This is a genomic window from Pseudomonas sp. Z5-35 (assembly GCF_051131945.1).
Lineage (GTDB): Bacteria > Pseudomonadota > Gammaproteobacteria > Pseudomonadales > Pseudomonadaceae > Aquipseudomonas > Aquipseudomonas marvdashtae.
Genome location: NZ_CP071640.1, coordinates 1214621 through 1230089, shown reverse-complemented (window position 1 = coordinate 1230089; position 15469 = coordinate 1214621). Strand labels below are relative to the sequence as shown.

Annotated in this window: 16 protein-coding genes and 1 pseudogene; 4 read left to right on the top strand and 13 right to left on the bottom strand. The window is 60.1% G+C overall.

Annotated elements, in window-relative coordinates; all coding sequences use genetic code 11:
* Window positions 1-53 precede the first annotated feature (53 nt).
* Entirely contained in the window at window positions 54-335 is a 282-nt protein-coding gene (locus J3P95_RS05805) for an HU family DNA-binding protein (RefSeq protein WP_186640872.1), read from the bottom strand.
* A 395-nt stretch (window positions 336-730) separates the two neighbouring features.
* Between J3P95_RS05805 and yejK the strand changes: the two genes are divergently transcribed.
* Complete coding sequence (yejK, locus tag J3P95_RS05800; protein WP_434578345.1) at window positions 731-1735, top strand: nucleoid-associated protein YejK; 1005 nt, start codon at window positions 731-733, stop codon at window positions 1733-1735.
* 57 nt (window positions 1736-1792) lie between these two features.
* Here yejK and J3P95_RS05795 read toward each other — a convergent pair whose 3' ends face one another.
* From J3P95_RS05795 to J3P95_RS05780, 4 genes are all read right to left on the bottom strand, one after another.
* Window positions 1793-2728: a glutathione S-transferase family protein gene (locus J3P95_RS05795; RefSeq protein WP_434578346.1), complete on the bottom strand. Its 936-nt coding sequence runs from the start codon at window positions 2726-2728 to the stop codon at window positions 1793-1795.
* Between the two features lie 79 nt (window positions 2729-2807).
* Window positions 2808-3128: a GIY-YIG nuclease family protein gene (locus J3P95_RS05790; protein ID WP_434578348.1), complete on the bottom strand. Its 321-nt coding sequence runs from the start codon at window positions 3126-3128 to the stop codon at window positions 2808-2810.
* A gap of 44 nt (window positions 3129-3172) precedes the next feature.
* Window positions 3173-3643, bottom strand: a complete 471-nt coding sequence (locus J3P95_RS05785) for a nuclear transport factor 2 family protein (protein ID WP_434561415.1) — start codon at window positions 3641-3643, stop codon at window positions 3173-3175.
* A gap of 84 nt (window positions 3644-3727) precedes the next feature.
* Window positions 3728-5032 (bottom strand): CynX/NimT family MFS transporter, encoded by a 1305-nt coding sequence (locus J3P95_RS05780; RefSeq protein WP_434561413.1) that lies wholly within the window; start codon window positions 5030-5032, stop codon window positions 3728-3730.
* 265 nt (window positions 5033-5297) lie between these two features.
* Between J3P95_RS05780 and J3P95_RS05775 the strand changes: the two are divergent.
* Window positions 5298-5732: pseudogene (locus J3P95_RS05775) on the top strand (type II toxin-antitoxin system MqsA family antitoxin); the annotation flags it as partial.
* Between the two features lie 59 nt (window positions 5733-5791).
* Here the strand turns inward: J3P95_RS05775 and J3P95_RS05770 are convergent.
* The 4 genes from J3P95_RS05770 to J3P95_RS05755 form a co-directional block, all read right to left on the bottom strand.
* A complete protein-coding gene (locus J3P95_RS05770; RefSeq protein ID WP_003178331.1) occupies window positions 5792-6556 on the bottom strand; it encodes an amino acid ABC transporter ATP-binding protein in 765 nt (254 codons plus the stop codon).
* Window positions 6557-6567: 11 nt separating this feature from the next.
* Entirely contained in the window at window positions 6568-7665 is a 1098-nt protein-coding gene (locus J3P95_RS05765) for an amino acid ABC transporter permease (protein WP_186610952.1), read from the bottom strand.
* Between the two features lie 10 nt (window positions 7666-7675).
* Window positions 7676-8857: an amino acid ABC transporter permease gene (locus J3P95_RS05760; RefSeq protein WP_434561409.1), complete on the bottom strand. Its 1182-nt coding sequence runs from the start codon at window positions 8855-8857 to the stop codon at window positions 7676-7678.
* 65 nt (window positions 8858-8922) lie between these two features.
* The gene (locus tag J3P95_RS05755) at window positions 8923-9954 is read right to left on the bottom strand and encodes an amino acid ABC transporter substrate-binding protein (RefSeq protein WP_434561407.1); all 1032 of its coding nucleotides are present in this window, start codon (window positions 9952-9954) and stop codon (window positions 8923-8925) included.
* Window positions 9955-10425: 471 nt separating this feature from the next.
* Here J3P95_RS05755 and J3P95_RS05750 point away from each other — a divergent pair, with 471 nt between their 5' ends.
* Both J3P95_RS05750 and rhlB read left to right on the top strand, forming a co-directional pair.
* On the top strand, window positions 10426-11082 hold the full coding sequence (locus tag J3P95_RS05750) for an alpha/beta hydrolase (RefSeq protein WP_434578352.1): 657 nt from the start codon (window positions 10426-10428) through the stop codon (window positions 11080-11082).
* Window positions 11083-11180: 98 nt separating this feature from the next.
* Window positions 11181-12656, top strand: a complete 1476-nt coding sequence (gene rhlB / locus J3P95_RS05745) for an ATP-dependent RNA helicase RhlB (protein ID WP_434578354.1) — start codon at window positions 11181-11183, stop codon at window positions 12654-12656.
* Between the two features lie 62 nt (window positions 12657-12718).
* Here the strand turns inward: rhlB and moaE are convergent, their stop codons facing one another.
* The 4 genes from moaE to J3P95_RS05725 all read right to left on the bottom strand — a co-directional run bounded on the left by moaE (window position 12719) and on the right by J3P95_RS05725 (window position 15453).
* Window positions 12719-13171: a molybdopterin synthase catalytic subunit MoaE gene (moaE, locus tag J3P95_RS05740; protein WP_434578355.1), complete on the bottom strand. Its 453-nt coding sequence runs from the start codon at window positions 13169-13171 to the stop codon at window positions 12719-12721.
* A 3-nt stretch (window positions 13172-13174) separates the two neighbouring features.
* On the bottom strand, window positions 13175-13417 hold the full coding sequence (locus J3P95_RS05735; RefSeq protein ID WP_434561399.1) for a MoaD family protein: 243 nt from the start codon (window positions 13415-13417) through the stop codon (window positions 13175-13177).
* Complete coding sequence (gene moaC / locus J3P95_RS05730) at window positions 13414-13887, bottom strand: cyclic pyranopterin monophosphate synthase MoaC (RefSeq protein ID WP_434578357.1); 474 nt, start codon at window positions 13885-13887, stop codon at window positions 13414-13416. Before moaC ends, J3P95_RS05735 begins: the two co-directional genes overlap by 4 nt.
* Before the next feature lie 171 nt (window positions 13888-14058).
* Complete coding sequence (locus J3P95_RS05725; RefSeq protein ID WP_072408927.1) at window positions 14059-15453, bottom strand: PhoH family protein; 1395 nt, start codon at window positions 15451-15453, stop codon at window positions 14059-14061.
* Between the last annotated feature and the right edge of the window lie 16 nt (window positions 15454-15469).

Genomic DNA, 15469 nt, shown 5'->3' with positions numbered 1-15469 from the left:
AACAAAAAACCGTGCCCGGATCACTCCGCGGCACGGTTTTTTATAAAACGGTCTTACTTGTTGACCGCGTCGGTCAGGCCTTTAGCCACAACCAGCTTGATCACTTTCTTGGCCGGGATTTCGATGGCTGCGCCAGTCGAAGGGTTGCGACCGGTACGGGCAGGACGCTCGGTGACTTTCAGCTTGCCAACACCTGGCAGGGTGATTTCGCCGCCGTTTTCCAGCTGATCAGCAACGACTTGGCCCAGTTGGTCCAGCAGAGCACGCACGGTAGCTTTTGGTGCGTCTACAGATTCAGCCAAATCAGCGATCAGTTGGTCTTTAGTAAGAGCCATGTAGTGTTCCTTCCCTATCAAATTCATATGGATTGCAGAGTGCAGTGTCAGCCATCGAGCCCGATCTATCTGATCAGCCGCCCTCGGTCATCACCACGACGGATCGGGGTAATAGATGCCGAAATCCGGGTTTGGTTCGACCTGACAAATGCTGAATGCACGCTTAACGCAGAGACTTCGCGTAAGACCGGGCAAAACTAGCACAACGCCTGTGAAATATCCGCCTCTACCTACCCATTTGGTCAGCTTTATTGCGCTAAATGGGTAAAAAAATGCTCCGTGAGTGTCGGACGGGTCTGAAAGAACCTTTGGCGCCTCCCAAAACCAGTGTTTGCGGTACACTGGGCCCTTTTTCGGGGAGCGCGCCCTCCTCCCTTTTGCCAGCCGAGAAAACCATGCCGATCCGTCATTGCATCGTCCACCTGATCGACAAAAAACCCGACGGCAGCCCTGCCGTGCTCCATGCTCGCGACTCCGAACTGGCGGAGTCCACGGCCATCGAGCACATGCTCGCCGACCTCAATGAAAGCTATAACGCCAAGCAAGGCAAGGCCTGGGGCTTTTTCCACGCCGAGTCCGGGGCGCATCCGTTCAGCGGCTGGCTGAAGGAGTACCTGGACGGCGGCAAGGATTTCACCGCGTTCAGTCGCGTGGCGGTGGAACACCTGCAAAAGCTGATGGAAGAGTCCAACCTATCGGTAGGTGGCCACGTGTTGTTCGCCCATTACCAACAGGGCATGACGGATTACCTGGCCATCGCCCTGCTGCACCACAGCGAAGGCGTGGCGGTGACCGACGAACTGGATGTCACGCCGTCCCGTCACCTGGACCTGGGCCAATTGCACCTGGCGGCGCGCATCAACGTGTCGGAGTGGCAGAACAACAAGCAGTCCAAACAATACATTTCGTTTATCAAGGGCAAGAACGGCAAGAAAGTCTCGGAGTATTTCCGTGACTTCATCGGCTGCCAGGAAGGCGTCGACGGCCCTGGCGAGACTCGCACCCTGCTCAAGGCATTCAGTGATTTCGTCGAAAGCGAAGACCTGCCCGAAGACGACGCCCGGGAAAAAACCAAGACCTTGGTGGATTACGCCAGCAGCCAGGCCAAGCTCGGCGAGCCGATGGGGCTGGCACAACTGTCCGAGCTGATCGACGAAGATCGCCCGAAAGCCTTCTACGACCACATCCGCAACAAGGACTACGGGTTGTCGCCGGAAATCCCCGCGGATAAGCGCACCCTCAACCAGTTCCGCCGCTTCACCGGCCGCGCCGAAGGCTTGTCCATCAGCTTCGAAGCGCACTTGCTGGGCTCCAAGATCGAGTATGACGAGGAGGCCGGTACCTTGATCATCAAGGGCTTGCCGACGTCGCTGACCGATCAGCTCAAGCGACGCAACTGACGGTCTTATCGCGAGCAGCCAGCTCGCGATAAACCCCCGTCACCGTCCTGGTGAGGATCAGGTGGCCTCGATACGAAACCCAAACCGCGGAAAGTGCACATGCACCACCCCGCCACGCGCGTCCTCTCGGCGCAGGATCAGCTCCTCGCTACCGGCAAACACCAACTCTCCAGCCACCGGGTCGACGCCATAGTCAGTCGCCGCGATGGTTACCTGTTGCCCCGCCACGAAGCCATTTGGGTCATTGAACGGTTCATCCGGCAACGCTGCCGGTGTGGCGTTCCGAGCCACGTCCAACGCCTCTTCGGAACTCATTTCCTTCGGCGCGCCATGGCCAAAACCCAATACCCGCGCGAGCCACGACGATACTGCTGGGTATTCGTCCACCAACGGCGAAGTGACGGGCGTGCCCTTGAGGAACCACAGCGGATGGGCCATGGCGAAGTCGGCAATCGACGGATCGCCCAGCAGGAAATCACCCTCTTCGCGCTGCAATTGTTGCTCCAGCCGCGCCATGATCGTCGGCCACTGGTGCTTGGCCTGCTCGGCAGACAAGCGCGTGGTCGTGCCGCCGCTGAACAATCCGGCACGATCGCTGACGAACGCCTTGATCGCTTCGGGCGATAGCTTGGCGAAACGCACCGCCACCGATTCAGGCTGGAACACCAAGCTCACCGCGTGCTGGAACACCACCGAATCGGCCCAGGCGGCAAAGGACGCGGCGATCATTTCCCGGCCTTCGGGGAACAGTGCCGGCGAGGCTTTTTCCTGCTCCAGCCGGCGGGCCATCAGCGACGTATCGCAATAGATGTCCGCGCCAATCTGCAATACCGGGGTCTTGCGGTAACCGCCCGTCAGTGCCGTCAGGTCAGGCTTGGGCATCATTGGCGGGATGTTCACCGAACGCCAGGACAAGCCCTTGAAGCCCAAGAGCAAACGGGCCTTTTCGGCAAACGGAGACGTCGGGTAATGATGAAGAATCAGCTCTGACATGAGATTCGCCACTGCAGGAATGAAGTCTTGCAGCTTAGCGCGCCTGACCGGACCAGCCTACCGGCCTGATAAAGGCCTATCAGCCAGGCTGATGAAGCGCCAGCGCACTGGCCACCAGGCATTCCTTGGCGCTTTTCCTGAGCTTTTTGATCAGCCGCTCCTGGCGCAGGGCCTCGCCCTTGTCGCGACAGGCTTCGGTGTACACGAGGGAAACTGCGGGGCTGGAGAGGAAGAAACGGGCGCCTTTGCCGCTTTGATGCTTGGCAAAGCGCCGGACCGGATCATCGCTGATGCCGCAGTACAGCGAGCCGTTGGCGGCCCGCACCAGATAGACGAACCAAGGTTTGCCGGGCTCGGCTGCCGTTGGCATAGACAGGTCGGAAGATTCGTTGGTGCTCATCACGAAACGTTCAGCAGGTACGTAGGAAACAAGCTGCGATCTTATCAGCGACTCGCCTGGAATGCCCGCAGCCCCTTGAGCGCCTGGGCTCTGACTGCGTTGCGCACCAGCGGCGTCCAGCCTAGCAGCAGGCCCTTGGTACCCAATGCCTGGCGGGACCAGCGCCACAAATCGAAACTGTCGTGATGCTCGCAAATCTTGCCGTCGCGAAACACGAAGCGCGCCTGGATATCGTTGACGACGGTATTGCCGGTTTGGCTGAACAGGTACGTCGCTACCCAGTGAGCGCCGCCGGCGTGCTCATCACTGCGCACGCTGTCGAAGGCCAGGGAGAAATCCTTGGCCCGTGTCGTCAGCATGCGCCACATGTCACCTGCATCACGGCCCCGCAGCTCACCAAAGGCCGGATCGCTGAACACCACGTCGTTGGTGTAGCAGGCGCTCATGGCTTCAGCATCCAGGCGCTGGAACGCCTCATAGAAGCGGGTCACCAGGGCGTTGTGGGTGTCACTCATGGAAGGCTCCGAAAAGATTTCAGTAGCTGGCACGATAATCTGCCTGCGCGAGGAAGACTATCGTCATTCGCCATGGAAATGACATCAGTGAAGATCGTCAACCCTTTCGCTGACGACGCCTACGTACAATGCCCGTCCGGCACCGACGCCGGCAATGATCGCCCCCAGGCCAATCAGGCCGAAGATCCAGCCCAACGCGCTCCAACCGCCGGTCCAGTCGTGGACCACGCCCACCGCAAATGGCCCCAATGACGCCAACGTGTAGCCAAAGCCCTGGGCCATGCTGGAAAGGTTCGCCGCCACATGGGCATCGCGTGATCGCAATACGATCAGGGTCAGCGCCAGGCTGAACGTCGCGCCCTGCCCCAACCCCAACAGGATTGCCCAGCCCCACAGACCGTCGAGAGGGGCGTACAGGCAACCGAACAGGCCGCCCAGAGCCATGACCATGACGATGACAATGGCCAGCCGTTGATCCTTGCCACGCGTGGCCAACCAAGGCGCCGCCAGGGAGCTGATCAACTGCACGAGCACCGAACCGGACAGCACCAGCCCGGCCTGGGTCGGCGTCAGTCCACGGCCGATGAGAATCGAGGGCAACCAGCCAAATACGATGTAGGCCAGGGACGATTGCAGCCCCATATACAGCGTTACCTGCCAGGCCAGTGGATCACGCAGCAAACCGCGAACCCGATAAGCCGCCTGGTGCGCGCCGTGCTGCTGGCCCACTTGTGGCAGCCAGAACACCGCCGCCACCAGCGCCGGAATCATCCAGAAACCCAGGCCCAGCGACCAGCTGTCGCCCAAGCGCTCGCTCAAAGGCACCGTCGAACCGGCCGCCATCGCGGCGCCCAGGCACAGTGCCATGGTGTAGACACCGGTCATGGCGCCGGCCTGCTTGGCGAAGTCGCGCTTGACGATGCCCGGCAACAGCACGCCGATCACGCCGATGCTCGCTCCGGCCAGGACGCTGCCGGCGAACAGCCCGAACTGGCCGAATGAGCTACGCAGCACGATCCCCCCGGCCAACGTCAGCAAGATCCCCAGTACCACGCGCTCGGCACCGAAGCGCCGAGCCAGCACCGGCGCCAACGGCGCGAACAACCCCAGGCAAAGCACAGGCAGCGTCGTCAGCAGACCGGCCTGGGCCGCCGACAGACCGAGGCTTTTTGAAACCTCGCTGAGCAACGGCGCCATGCTCGACAGCGCCGGACGCAGGTTCAGTGCCACCAGGATCAACCCAAGCAACAGCAGCCAGGGGCGGCGCACCAACGGATGGCGTTGCTGGGTTTGCTCATCGTCGGCTTCGGCGTCAATCAACAATTCTTCGAGTTCGGCGGCGCGCTTGTTCGGCGTCGCAGGGGTGAGGTCAAGCGGATCGCGGGACATGGAAAGCTCTGGGTTCAAGGTTCATTGATCAACGGTCGACAGAGGGCCTTGGCTCATTGCCGAACCTGTCGTTCCACAGCGTCGAGGATTCGAAGCGCGGATCGAATACAGGGTGATGGCGAGGACAAGTTTGAGGCTCTGGCGCAACTGCGCCGATGACGCAGGAGAAGCAGCGTTAACGTTCGCTGAGCGCAGGGGCTGGCAGCATGGGTCGAATTTTCTGACAGGTTAGTCAGCTTCTTGTAGGACGGCAACCACCTAAGGTGAGGGCCGCAGCTTTACCATCGACTACAAGCAGGTAGCACGGCAGGTGCACGACATCGCTGGATGGGAGTGCAGGAGCTGTGGTGAGATCGAATTTGATCACGACACCGACAGCGCGGAACGTTATTCGCGCGTGAGCGATCAGTTGCTCGAAGATTAGGCCCAGGCGATAGGGATAGAGATGAAACGCATCCGCCGCAAACTGCAGCTCACGCAAAAAGACGCGGTGAAACTGCTGTCTGGCGGCGGACACAACGCCTTTTCCCGTTACGAGCGGGGCGAAATTGCCCCACCGCAACCACTGTTCATGCTGATGCGTCTGCTTGATCGTCATCCACATCTGATGGCTGAGGTACGCGCACTGAGCGAGGGCACCGATTTGAAGCAGTTGTTGGCTATCTGCCATCCGGAGCAGGAAATCGTCCTGACACCCTGACCCCCAGAAAAAAACAAACCCGGACAAGTCCGGGTCTATTTTCACTGCCTAAGACTGGATCAATGCAAGATCTGGCTCAGGAACAGCTTGGTGCGGTCGTTCTGCGGGTTGTCGAAGAAGTCGTTCGGCGCGGCCTGTTCGACGATTTCACCTTTGTCCATGAAGATCACGCGGTTGGCCACGGTGCGGGCGAAGCCCATCTCGTGGGTCACGCAAAGCATGGTCATGCCGTCTTCGGCCAGGCCGATCATGGTATCCAGAACCTCTTTCACCATCTCTGGGTCGAGCGCCGAGGTCGGCTCGTCGAACAGCATGATTTTCGGCTTCATGCACAAGGCACGGGCAATCGCCACACGCTGCTGCTGGCCGCCGGAGAGCTGGCCCGGGTATTTATGCGCCTGCTCTGGAATGCGCACGCGCTCCAGATAATGCATGGCGATTTCCTCGGCCTTGCGCTTGGGCATCTTGCGCACCCACATCGGCGCCAGGGTGCAGTTCTGCAGGATGGTCAGGTGCGGGAACAGGTTGAAGTGCTGGAACACCATGCCGACTTCGCGGCGGATCGCTTCGATCTGCTTGAGGTCGTTGGTCAGTTCCACGCCGTCGACCACGATGCGGCCCTGCTGGTGCTCTTCCAGACGGTTGAGGCAACGGATGGTCGTCGACTTGCCGGAACCCGAAGGGCCACACAGGACGATACGCTCGCCCTGCTTGACGTTCAGGTTGATGTCTTTCAACACGTGGAACTGGCCGTACCACTTGTTCACACCCTGCATCTGAATAATGCCTTCAGGGCTCACAGGCTGTTTGATCGCTTCACTCATAAACTACGCTCCTAACGCTTGTGGCCAGTGTCCAGCTTGCGTTCCAAATGCATGGAATAGCGGGACATACCAAAACAGAAAATCCAGAACACCAGGGCGGCAAACACATAGCCTTCAGTGGCCATGCCCAGCCATTTCGGGTCGGCGGCAGCTTGTTTCACGCTGTTGAGCAGGTCGAACAGGCCGATGATGATCACCAGGCTCGTGTCCTTGAACAGCGCAATGAAGGTGTTGACGATCCCCGGAATGACCATCTTCAAAGCTTGCGGCAGAATCACCAGGCCCATGCTGCGCCAGTAGCCCAGGCCCATCGCCGCGGCCGCTTCGTACTGCCCCTTCGGAATCGCTTGCAGACCGCCACGCACCACCTCGGCCACGTAGGCCGACTGGAACAGGATCACGCCGATCAGTGCCCGCAGCAGCTTGTCGAAGTTCATGCCCTCAGGCAGGAACAACGGCAGCATCACCGACGACATGAACAGCACCGTGATCAACGGCACGCCGCGCCAGAACTCGATGAAGGTCACGCAGACCACGCGAATCGCCGGCATGTTCGAACGACGCCCCAGCGCCAGGACAATACCCAGCGGCAAGGCGCCGGCGATACCGACGGTGGCGATCACCAGGGTCAGCATCAGGCCGCCCCATTGGCTGGTCGCCACGGTGGCCAGGCCGAACACGCCGCCGTGCAGCAGGCACCAGGCGATGATCGGATACAGCACCAGGAAACTCAGGCCGTAGATCGCCTTGCGCGGGAAGCGCGAGATGAACAGCGGCGCCACGCCGATCACGGCCAGCCATACGGTCAGGTCCACGCGCCAGCGCAGGTCCGCTGGGTAATAGCCGTACATGAACTGGCCAAAACGCTGCTGGATGAACACCCAGCAGGCGCCCTCCTTGGTGCAGTCGGCTTGAGTGGTGCCGACCCAGTTGGCATCGAGAATCGCCCAGCTGAGAATCGGTGGAACCACCAGGTAGATCAGGTAGAACGCAAACAGGGTCAGCAGCGTATTGAGCCAGCTGGAGAACATGTTCGCGCGCATCCAGGCCATCGGCCCGAACACTTTGCTCGGTGGCGGCATATCAGGTTTGAAAGTATGGGATGTCATGCGCGTTTCCTCACCGCTCGATCAGCGCAATGCGCTTGTTGTACCAGTTCATCAGCAGGGAAATGCTGATACTGATCGCCAGGTACACGCTCATGGTGATCGCAATCACCTCGATGGCCTGGCCGGTCTGGTTCAACACCGTGCCGGCAAACAACGAAACCATTTCCGGGTAACCGATACCGGCCGCCAGCGAAGAGTTCTTCGCCAGGTTCAGGTACTGGCTGGTCAACGGCGGAATGATCACGCGCAAGGCTTGCGGGATGATCACCTTGCGCAAGGTCGGACCGTTGCGCAGGCCCAGCGAGTGAGCCGCCTCGGTCTGGCCATGGCTGACCGACTTGATGCCCGAACGCACGATTTCGGCGATGAACGCCGCGGTGTATACGGTCAAGGCGAGGGTCAAAGCCAGCAGCTCAGGAATCAGTACCCAGCCACCCACGAAGTTGAAGCCCTTGAGTTCCGGCATTTCCCAATGCACCGGAGCACCGAAGATCGCGGCGCACAACGCCGGGATCACCAGGAACAGTGCCAGGCCCACCCAGAATTTATGGAACGGCACGCCGGTCGCTTCGAAACGCTTGTTGGCCCAGCGGGTCATCAGCACGATGGCGACGATCGCCAGCACCACGCTGACCGCGAACGGCCAGAACCCTTCGGCCATCAACGCCGCCGGCATGTTCAGGCCCCGGCTGCTGACAAAGAAGGTGTCGCCGAAGTTATGGCTGTTGCGCGGCCCTGGCATGGTCAGGAATACCGCGAAGTACCAGAACAGGATCTGCAGCAGTGGTGGGATGTTGCGGAAGACTTCCACGTACACCGTCGCCACTTTGGCGATGATCCAGTTTTTCGAGAGCCGGGCCACGCCGACAATGAAACCGAGGATCGTCGCCAGGATCACACCGATGAAGGTCACCAGCAGCGTGTTGAGCAACCCGATGACGAAGACCCGGGCATAACTGTCCGCCTCGGTGTAGTCGATCAGGGTTTGAGCGATGCCGAAACCGGCACTGCGCTCCAAAAAGCTGAAACCGGAGGTGATGCCCCGGTGCTCAAGGTTGGTCTGAGTGTTGTCGAACAGAAACCAGCCCAGAGAAATGACCGCCACGATGGTGACGATCTGAAATACCCACGCACGCACTCGTGGATCGCTGAGGCTGAGCCTCTGCTTAGGTGCGCCGATTGAATTTTGCATGAAGTGCCCCGCAAAGAATGGAACAGAACATCACCCGGTGGTTGGCCCACCGGGTGATAGAACCATCAGCGCACTGGTGGTGCGTATTGAATGCCGCCTGCGTTCCACAGAGCGTTCAGGCCACGATCGATTTCCAGCGGGGTGCCCTTGCCGAGGTTGCGCTCGAAGATTTCGCCGTAGTTGCCGACTTGCTTGACGATCTGCACAACCCAATCTTTCGGCAGTTTCAGGTCTTTGCCGTATTCGCCATCAGCGCCGAGCATACGGGCGACGTCCGGGTTCTTGGTGGCTTTGGCTTCAGCTTCGACGTTCTTCGAAGTGATGCCGGCTTCCTCAGAGTTGAGCAAGGCGTAGCCAGTCCAGCGGATGATTTTCGACCACTCTTCATCGCCATTACGCACGACTGGGCCCAGTGGCTCCTTGGAAATGGTTTCCGGCAGAACTACGTAGTCCTTCGGCGAAGCCAGCTTGCTGCGCTGGGCGAACAGCTGGGACTTGTCGGAGGTCAGCACATCGCAGCGACCGGATTCCAGCGACTTGGCGCTTTCATCGGAGGTGTCGAAAGTGATGGGGGTGTACTTCAGGCCATTACCGCGGAAGTAGTCGGAAACGTTCAGCTCAGTGGTGGTACCGGCCTGGATGCAGATAGTCGCGCCGTCCAGTTCCTTGGCGCTCTTGACGCCCAGCTTGTTGTTTACCAGGAAGCCGATGCCGTCGTAGTAGGTAATGAAGCCAGGGAACACCAAGCCCATGCCGGCATCGCGGGAACTGGTCATGGTGGTGTTGCGCGACAGGATGTCGATCTCGCCGGACTGCAGCGCGGTGAAACGCTCCTTGGCGTTCAACTGGCTGAATTTCACCTTGTTGGCGTCGCCAAACACGGCGGCGGCCACGGCGCGGCAGAAGTCAGCGTCGATGCCGAGGATCTTGCCGGAGGCATCAGGTACCGAGAAACCCGGCAAACCATCGCTCACACCGCACTGTACAAAGCCTTTCTTCTGTACGGCATCCAGGGTTGCACCCGCCTGAGCGAACCCGCTGACGCCGAGAACTGCTGCTGCAGTCACGACTGCCAGGGTGGATTTCAGTAACTTCATTCAAACCTCCAGTTTTGCTCTTGTTGTGTCGGAGCTTGAGCCCTGTCGCACCCTTTTGAGGCATTGCCGACCCTTGTTGGCTTTTTTTAGGGTCAACCGACGTCTGGGCCTTCGCTATGAGTCTAATCATGAGAGTGCCTATAAACAGCGGCCTTACTCACTTCTCACCAATCGGCCGAACGGGCTGTAGCCCTTCACGTTCGCGAAGCCCGTAGCGGCTATTGGCGAACATCCATCACCGGATTCTGATATCCCATGCGGCGCGTCGAGCTGATAGTGTTACCGCGCAGCGTAAGAATCATCACTCAGGCTTCCCCATAGCAAAGCCCGTACCACACCGCTGCGCTTGCCCCTTACTAAACACGTCAAGACAAAAAGTTGTAGCATTGCGACATCTAATTAACTGAGGCACCAGGCCCGCACCGTAATCACGCACTGATTGAGCGCGCCCGCACATTTTTGGAGCACACCATGACCGACCCCTTGATTCTCGAGCCTTCCAGCACCGTCGACGCGTGCGTTATCTGGCTCCACGGCCTGGGCGCCGATCGTTTTGATTTCCTGCCGGTCGCCGAAGTGTTGCAGGAAAAACTGCTCACCACGCGGTTCGTCCTGCCCCAGGCACCGACGCAGGCGGTCACGATCAACGGTGGCTACGCCATGCCCAGTTGGTACGACATCCGTGCCTTGAGCCCGGCCCGGGCCATCGACGAGCAGCAACTGGAAGCGTCCTCGCAACGGGTCATCGACCTGATGGAAACCCAGCGAGCCAGCGGAATAGACGCCTCGCGGATCTTCCTGGCGGGTTTCTCCCAAGGCGGCGCGGTGGTTTATCACACGGCATTCGTCAAATGGCAGGGGCCTCTGGGCGGCGTGATCGCATTGTCCACGTACGCGCCAACGTTCAGCGAAGAACTGCAGTTATCTGCCAGCCAGCAACGCATTCCGGTCCTGGCGCTGCACGGTCAATACGACGAAGTGGTACTCAACCCCATGGGGCGGACCGCTAAAGAGTATCTGAAGCACCATGGTGTCACCGTGACATGGCAGGAATACCCAATGGGCCACGAAGTGTTACCCGAGGAGATTCGCGATATCGGCACCTGGCTGGCCGAGCGTTTGCGCTAAGCGGCCAATCGCCACGCCGACGCTTTGATGATCACACTACGCCGCGCCCGTTTCTTGCATTACACTGGCCGGCGTACATTCCTTAACCAATCGATGAGATGACCGTGCTCAAAGCACTCAAGAAGATGTTCGGTAAAAGCGAGGCCGAGCAGCTCGCGCCTGGCACCAGCACGCCGATCCACGGCCCGAGCCGTACCGAAGCACCCCAGCAGCCGCGCCGCGCCGCACCGGTTGTCAGCGATAAAAAAGCGCCGGCGCCCGCTGCCGCAACCGAGCCAGACGTTTCCCCGGCACCGGAACGGCCACCCGAAGCCGCCAAGCCACGCCGCGAACGCGCACCGAAACCGCCGGTTGTCGCCTGGAAGCTCGAGGATTTCGCCGTAGAGCCCCAGGAAGGCAAGACCCGTTTCCACGACTTCAAACTGGCCCCGGAACTGATGCACGCCATCCAGGACTTGGGTTTCCCGTATTGCACGCCCATCCAGGCGCAGGTGCTGGGTTTTACCCTGGCCGGCAAAGACGCCATCGGTCGCGCCCAGACCGGCACCGGCAAGACTGCCGCGTTCCTGATTTCCATCATCACCCAATTGCTCCAGACCCCGCCGCCCAAGGAACGCTACATGGGCGAACCGCGGGCGCTGATCATCGCGCCGACCCGCGAGCTGGTGGTGCAGATCGCCAAGGACGCCGCCGACCTGACCAAGTACACCGGCCTGAACGTGATGACATTCGTCGGCGGCATGGACTTCGACAAGCAGCTCAAGCACCTCGAAGCGCGCCACTGCGACATCCTCGTTGCAACGCCGGGCCGCCTGCTGGACTTCAACCAGCGCGGCGACGTGCACCTGGACATGGTCGAAGTGATGGTACTGGACGAAGCCGACCGCATGCTCGACATGGGCTTCATCCCGCAAGTGCGCCAGATCATTCGCCAGACCCCACCGAAAGACGAACGCCAGACCCTGCTGTTTTCCGCCACCTTCACTGAAGACGTGATGAACCTGGCCAAGCAGTGGACCACCGACCCGGCCATCGTCGAGATCGAGGCGCTGAACGTCGCCAGCGAAAACGTCGAGCAGCACATCTACGCCGTCGCTGGTGCCGACAAATACAAGCTGCTCTACAACCTGGTCAACGACAACGGTTGGGAGCGGGTGATGGTATTCGCCAACCGCAAGGACGAAGTGCGCCGCATAGAAGAACGCCTGGTGCGCGATGGTGTCAACGCCGCGCAACTGTCGGGCGATGTGCCCCAGCACAAGCGCATCAAGACCCTCGAAGGCTTCCGCGAAGGCAAGATCCGCGTGCTGGTCGCCACCGACGTGGCCGGGCGTGGCATCCACATCGACGGCATCAGCCACGTGATCAACTTCACGCTGCCGGAAGTGCCGGATGATTATGTGCACCGGATTGGCCGTACCGGCCGTGCCGGGGCTGCGGGGGTCTCGATCAGCTTTGCCGGCGAGGATGATTCCTACCAGTTGCCGTCGATCGAGGCGTTGCTGGGGAAAAAGATCAATTGCGAAACCCCGCCGACGCATTTGTTGCGGCCGGTTGAGCGCAAGCACTCCTGATTATTTGAAGTGATGGGTCCGATCAGCGCAGCCGTAACAGCTGCGCTTTTTTTTGCAGTTGCTTATGACTTCCAGCGCTGCGCCGCCGCGTGATCGCTGTCCCGCCCTTCAACCCAGCGCGGGCCGTCGGCGGTGTTTTCCTTTTTCCAGAATGGAGCGCGAGTCTTGAGGTAGTCCATGACAAAGGCGCAGGCGTCGAACGCCGCCTGGCGATGGGCACTGGCCGCCGCGACGAAGACAATCGGCTCGCCCGGTTCCAGGGCACCGATACGGTGCAGCACCTCCAGCTTGAGCAACATCCAGCGCTGCTCGGCCTCGGCGGCGATCTTGCCGAGGGCTTTTTCGGTCATGCCCGGATAATGCTCCAGGAACATGCCAGACACATCCAGTCCGTCATTGAAGTCACGCACGTAGCCGACAAAACTCACGACCGCCCCGACGCCGACGTTGGCCGCGTGCATCGCGTTGACTTCGGTTCCCGGGTCGAATGGATCGGCCTGCACACGAATCGCCATGGCTCAGCCTCCGGTCACGGTGGGGAAGAACGCCACTTCGTCACCATCCGCCAGCTGTTCATCAAGCTGGCACAGGTCTTCGTTGCGCGCGCACATGAGGTTCTGCTCCTTCAGCACCTCGACACCGTCACGTTGGGCGAGCAACGCGCGCACATCGTCGACCGTGTCGAAATCGCCTTCAACCTTTAGCGAATCCACACCCAGCGCTTCACGGTAACGGGCGAAGAACTTCACCGTGATGTTCATGACGCATCCGCCTGGAAGTGGCCGCTCTTGCCGCCAAGCTTCTCCAACACCCGCACGCCTTCGATGGTCATGCCCCGGTCCACGGCCTTGCACATGTCATAAATGGTCAACGCGGCGACGCTGGCGGCGGTGAGGGCTTCCATTTCCACGCCGGTCTGCCCCGACAGTTTGCAGCGGGCGACGATGCGCACCCGGTCCTCGCCTTCGGAAATGAGCTCGACCTTGACGCTGGTAAGCATCAGCGGGTGGCAGAGGGGAATCAGGTCGCTGGTTTTCTTGGCCGCCTGGATACCGGCAATACGCGCAACGGCGAACACGTCGCCCTTGGGATGACCGCCGCTGACGATCATCTGCAGCGTGGCGGGCAGCATGCGCACAAAGGCTTCGGCGGTGGCTTCACGGAATGTCACGGCCTTGTCGGTCACGTCGACCATGTTGGCGCGACCTTGGGAATCGAGATGGGTCAGCACAGGGCCTCCTTGAGGCAGCCGCAAGCTACAAGCCACAAGCGGCAAGTAAACAACGCAGTCCAGCTGCGGATTTAAAAGGGGCATTTAAGCAGCCACAAGTGACAAGCTACAAGCGGCAAGTGAGTTCACTCGGTCCGCTTGCAGCTTGCAGCTTAAAACTTGTAGCTGATTTTAGAGATGCGATTCGGCGTATTCGGCCAGGATCGAGCGCGGTACGCCCTGCAGGGTGATATGGACCCCGTTGGGGAAATCCTTGAAACGTTCGGTCAAGTAGGTCAGCCCGGAGCTGGTCGCGGACAGGTAAGGGGTGTCGATCTGCGCCAGGTTACCCAGGCACACCACTTTGGAACCGGCACCGGCACGGGTGATGATGGTTTTCATCTGGTGCGGGGTCAGGTTCTGGCATTCGTCGATCAAGATCAGGCTCTGCTGGAAGCTGCGGCCTCGGATGTAATTGAGGGATTTGAACTGCAACGGCACTTTGCTGAGGATGTAATCGACGCTGCCATGGGTGCTTTCATCATCCATGTGCAAGGCTTCGAGGTTGTCGGTGATGGCGCCCAGCCAAGGCTCCATTTTTTCCGCTTCGGTGCCGGGCAGGAAACCGATTTCCTGATCCAGGCCCTGCACGCTGCGGGTGGCGATAATGCGCCGGTAGCGTTTGCTGACCATGGTCTGCTCAATGGCCGCGGCCAGGGCCAGGATGGTCTTGCCGGAACCGGCGGCACCGGACAGGTTGACCAGGTGAATGTCCGGGTCGAGCAAGGCGAACAAGGCCAGGCTCTGGTAGATGTCACGCGGCTTGAGGCCCCAGGCCTCCTGGTGCAACAAGGGCTCCTGGTGCAGGTCGAGAATCAGCAGCTTGTCGACCTGGATTTCCTTGATCCAGCCGACGAATCCTTGTTCATCGATAATGAATTCATTGATGTGCACTGCTGGCAGGTTGTCGATCAGTTGCACCTGGTGCCAGGTGCGACCATGGTCCTGGCGCGTCTCGACCTTGCTCACACGGTCCCAGAACGAGCCGGTCATGGTGTGGTAGCCGTTGGGCAGCAGCGATACATCGTCGACCAGCTGGTCGGTGCTGTAGTCCTCCGCCGCGATTCCGCAGGCACGGGCCTTGAGGCGCATATTGATGTCTTTGGTCACCAGCACGACGGCTTGATCCTTGTTGCGCGCGTGCAGGTCGATCAGCTGGTTGATGATGATGTTGTCGTTCAGGTGTTCAGGCAGCACCAGGTTGGGTTCGGTGCGTTTGCTCATCAGGATCGAGAGCAAGCCCTTGGGACCACTTTTTCCGCGCTGGATCGGTACCCCGAGTTCAACGTCTTCGGGCGAGGCGTCGCCCAAGGTCTTGTCGATCAGGCGGATCGCCTGCCGGCATTCAGCCGCCACGCTGTGATGCCCGCTCTTGAGCTTGTCCAGCTCTTCAAGCACGGTCATCGGGATGGCAACGTGGTGTTCTTCGAAGTTCAGCAGCGCGTTTGGATCGTGGATCAATACGTTGGTATCGAGTACATACAGGATTGGCTGGTTGGAGGAAGGGCTACGTCCGTGGTCATCCATACTCGGTCACCTTTGT

Excerpts from the sequence above, each read along its gene's own strand:
- J3P95_RS05805 (WP_186640872.1), bottom strand. The coding sequence starts at position 335 with ATGGCTCTTACTAAAGACCAACTGATCGCTGATTTGGCTGAATCTGTA.
- yejK (WP_434578345.1), top strand. The coding sequence starts at position 731 with ATGCCGATCCGTCATTGCATCGTCCACCTGATCGACAAAAAACCCGAC.
- J3P95_RS05795 (WP_434578346.1), bottom strand. The coding sequence starts at position 2,728 with ATGTCAGAGCTGATTCTTCATCATTACCCGACGTCTCCGTTTGCCGAA.
- J3P95_RS05790 (WP_434578348.1), bottom strand. The coding sequence starts at position 3,128 with ATGAGCACCAACGAATCTTCCGACCTGTCTATGCCAACGGCAGCCGAG.
- J3P95_RS05785 (WP_434561415.1), bottom strand. The coding sequence starts at position 3,643 with ATGAGTGACACCCACAACGCCCTGGTGACCCGCTTCTATGAGGCGTTC.
- J3P95_RS05780 (WP_434561413.1), bottom strand. The coding sequence starts at position 5,032 with ATGTCCCGCGATCCGCTTGACCTCACCCCTGCGACGCCGAACAAGCGC.
- J3P95_RS05770 (WP_003178331.1), bottom strand. The coding sequence starts at position 6,556 with ATGAGTGAAGCGATCAAACAGCCTGTGAGCCCTGAAGGCATTATTCAG.
- J3P95_RS05765 (WP_186610952.1), bottom strand. The coding sequence starts at position 7,665 with ATGACATCCCATACTTTCAAACCTGATATGCCGCCACCGAGCAAAGTG.
- J3P95_RS05760 (WP_434561409.1), bottom strand. The coding sequence starts at position 8,857 with ATGCAAAATTCAATCGGCGCACCTAAGCAGAGGCTCAGCCTCAGCGAT.
- J3P95_RS05755 (WP_434561407.1), bottom strand. The coding sequence starts at position 9,954 with ATGAAGTTACTGAAATCCACCCTGGCAGTCGTGACTGCAGCAGCAGTT.
- J3P95_RS05750 (WP_434578352.1), top strand. The coding sequence starts at position 10,426 with ATGACCGACCCCTTGATTCTCGAGCCTTCCAGCACCGTCGACGCGTGC.
- rhlB (WP_434578354.1), top strand. The coding sequence starts at position 11,181 with ATGACCGTGCTCAAAGCACTCAAGAAGATGTTCGGTAAAAGCGAGGCC.
- moaE (WP_434578355.1), bottom strand. The coding sequence starts at position 13,171 with ATGGCGATTCGTGTGCAGGCCGATCCATTCGACCCGGGAACCGAAGTC.
- J3P95_RS05735 (WP_434561399.1), bottom strand. The coding sequence starts at position 13,417 with ATGAACATCACGGTGAAGTTCTTCGCCCGTTACCGTGAAGCGCTGGGT.
- J3P95_RS05725 (WP_072408927.1), bottom strand. The coding sequence starts at position 15,453 with ATGGATGACCACGGACGTAGCCCTTCCTCCAACCAGCCAATCCTGTAT.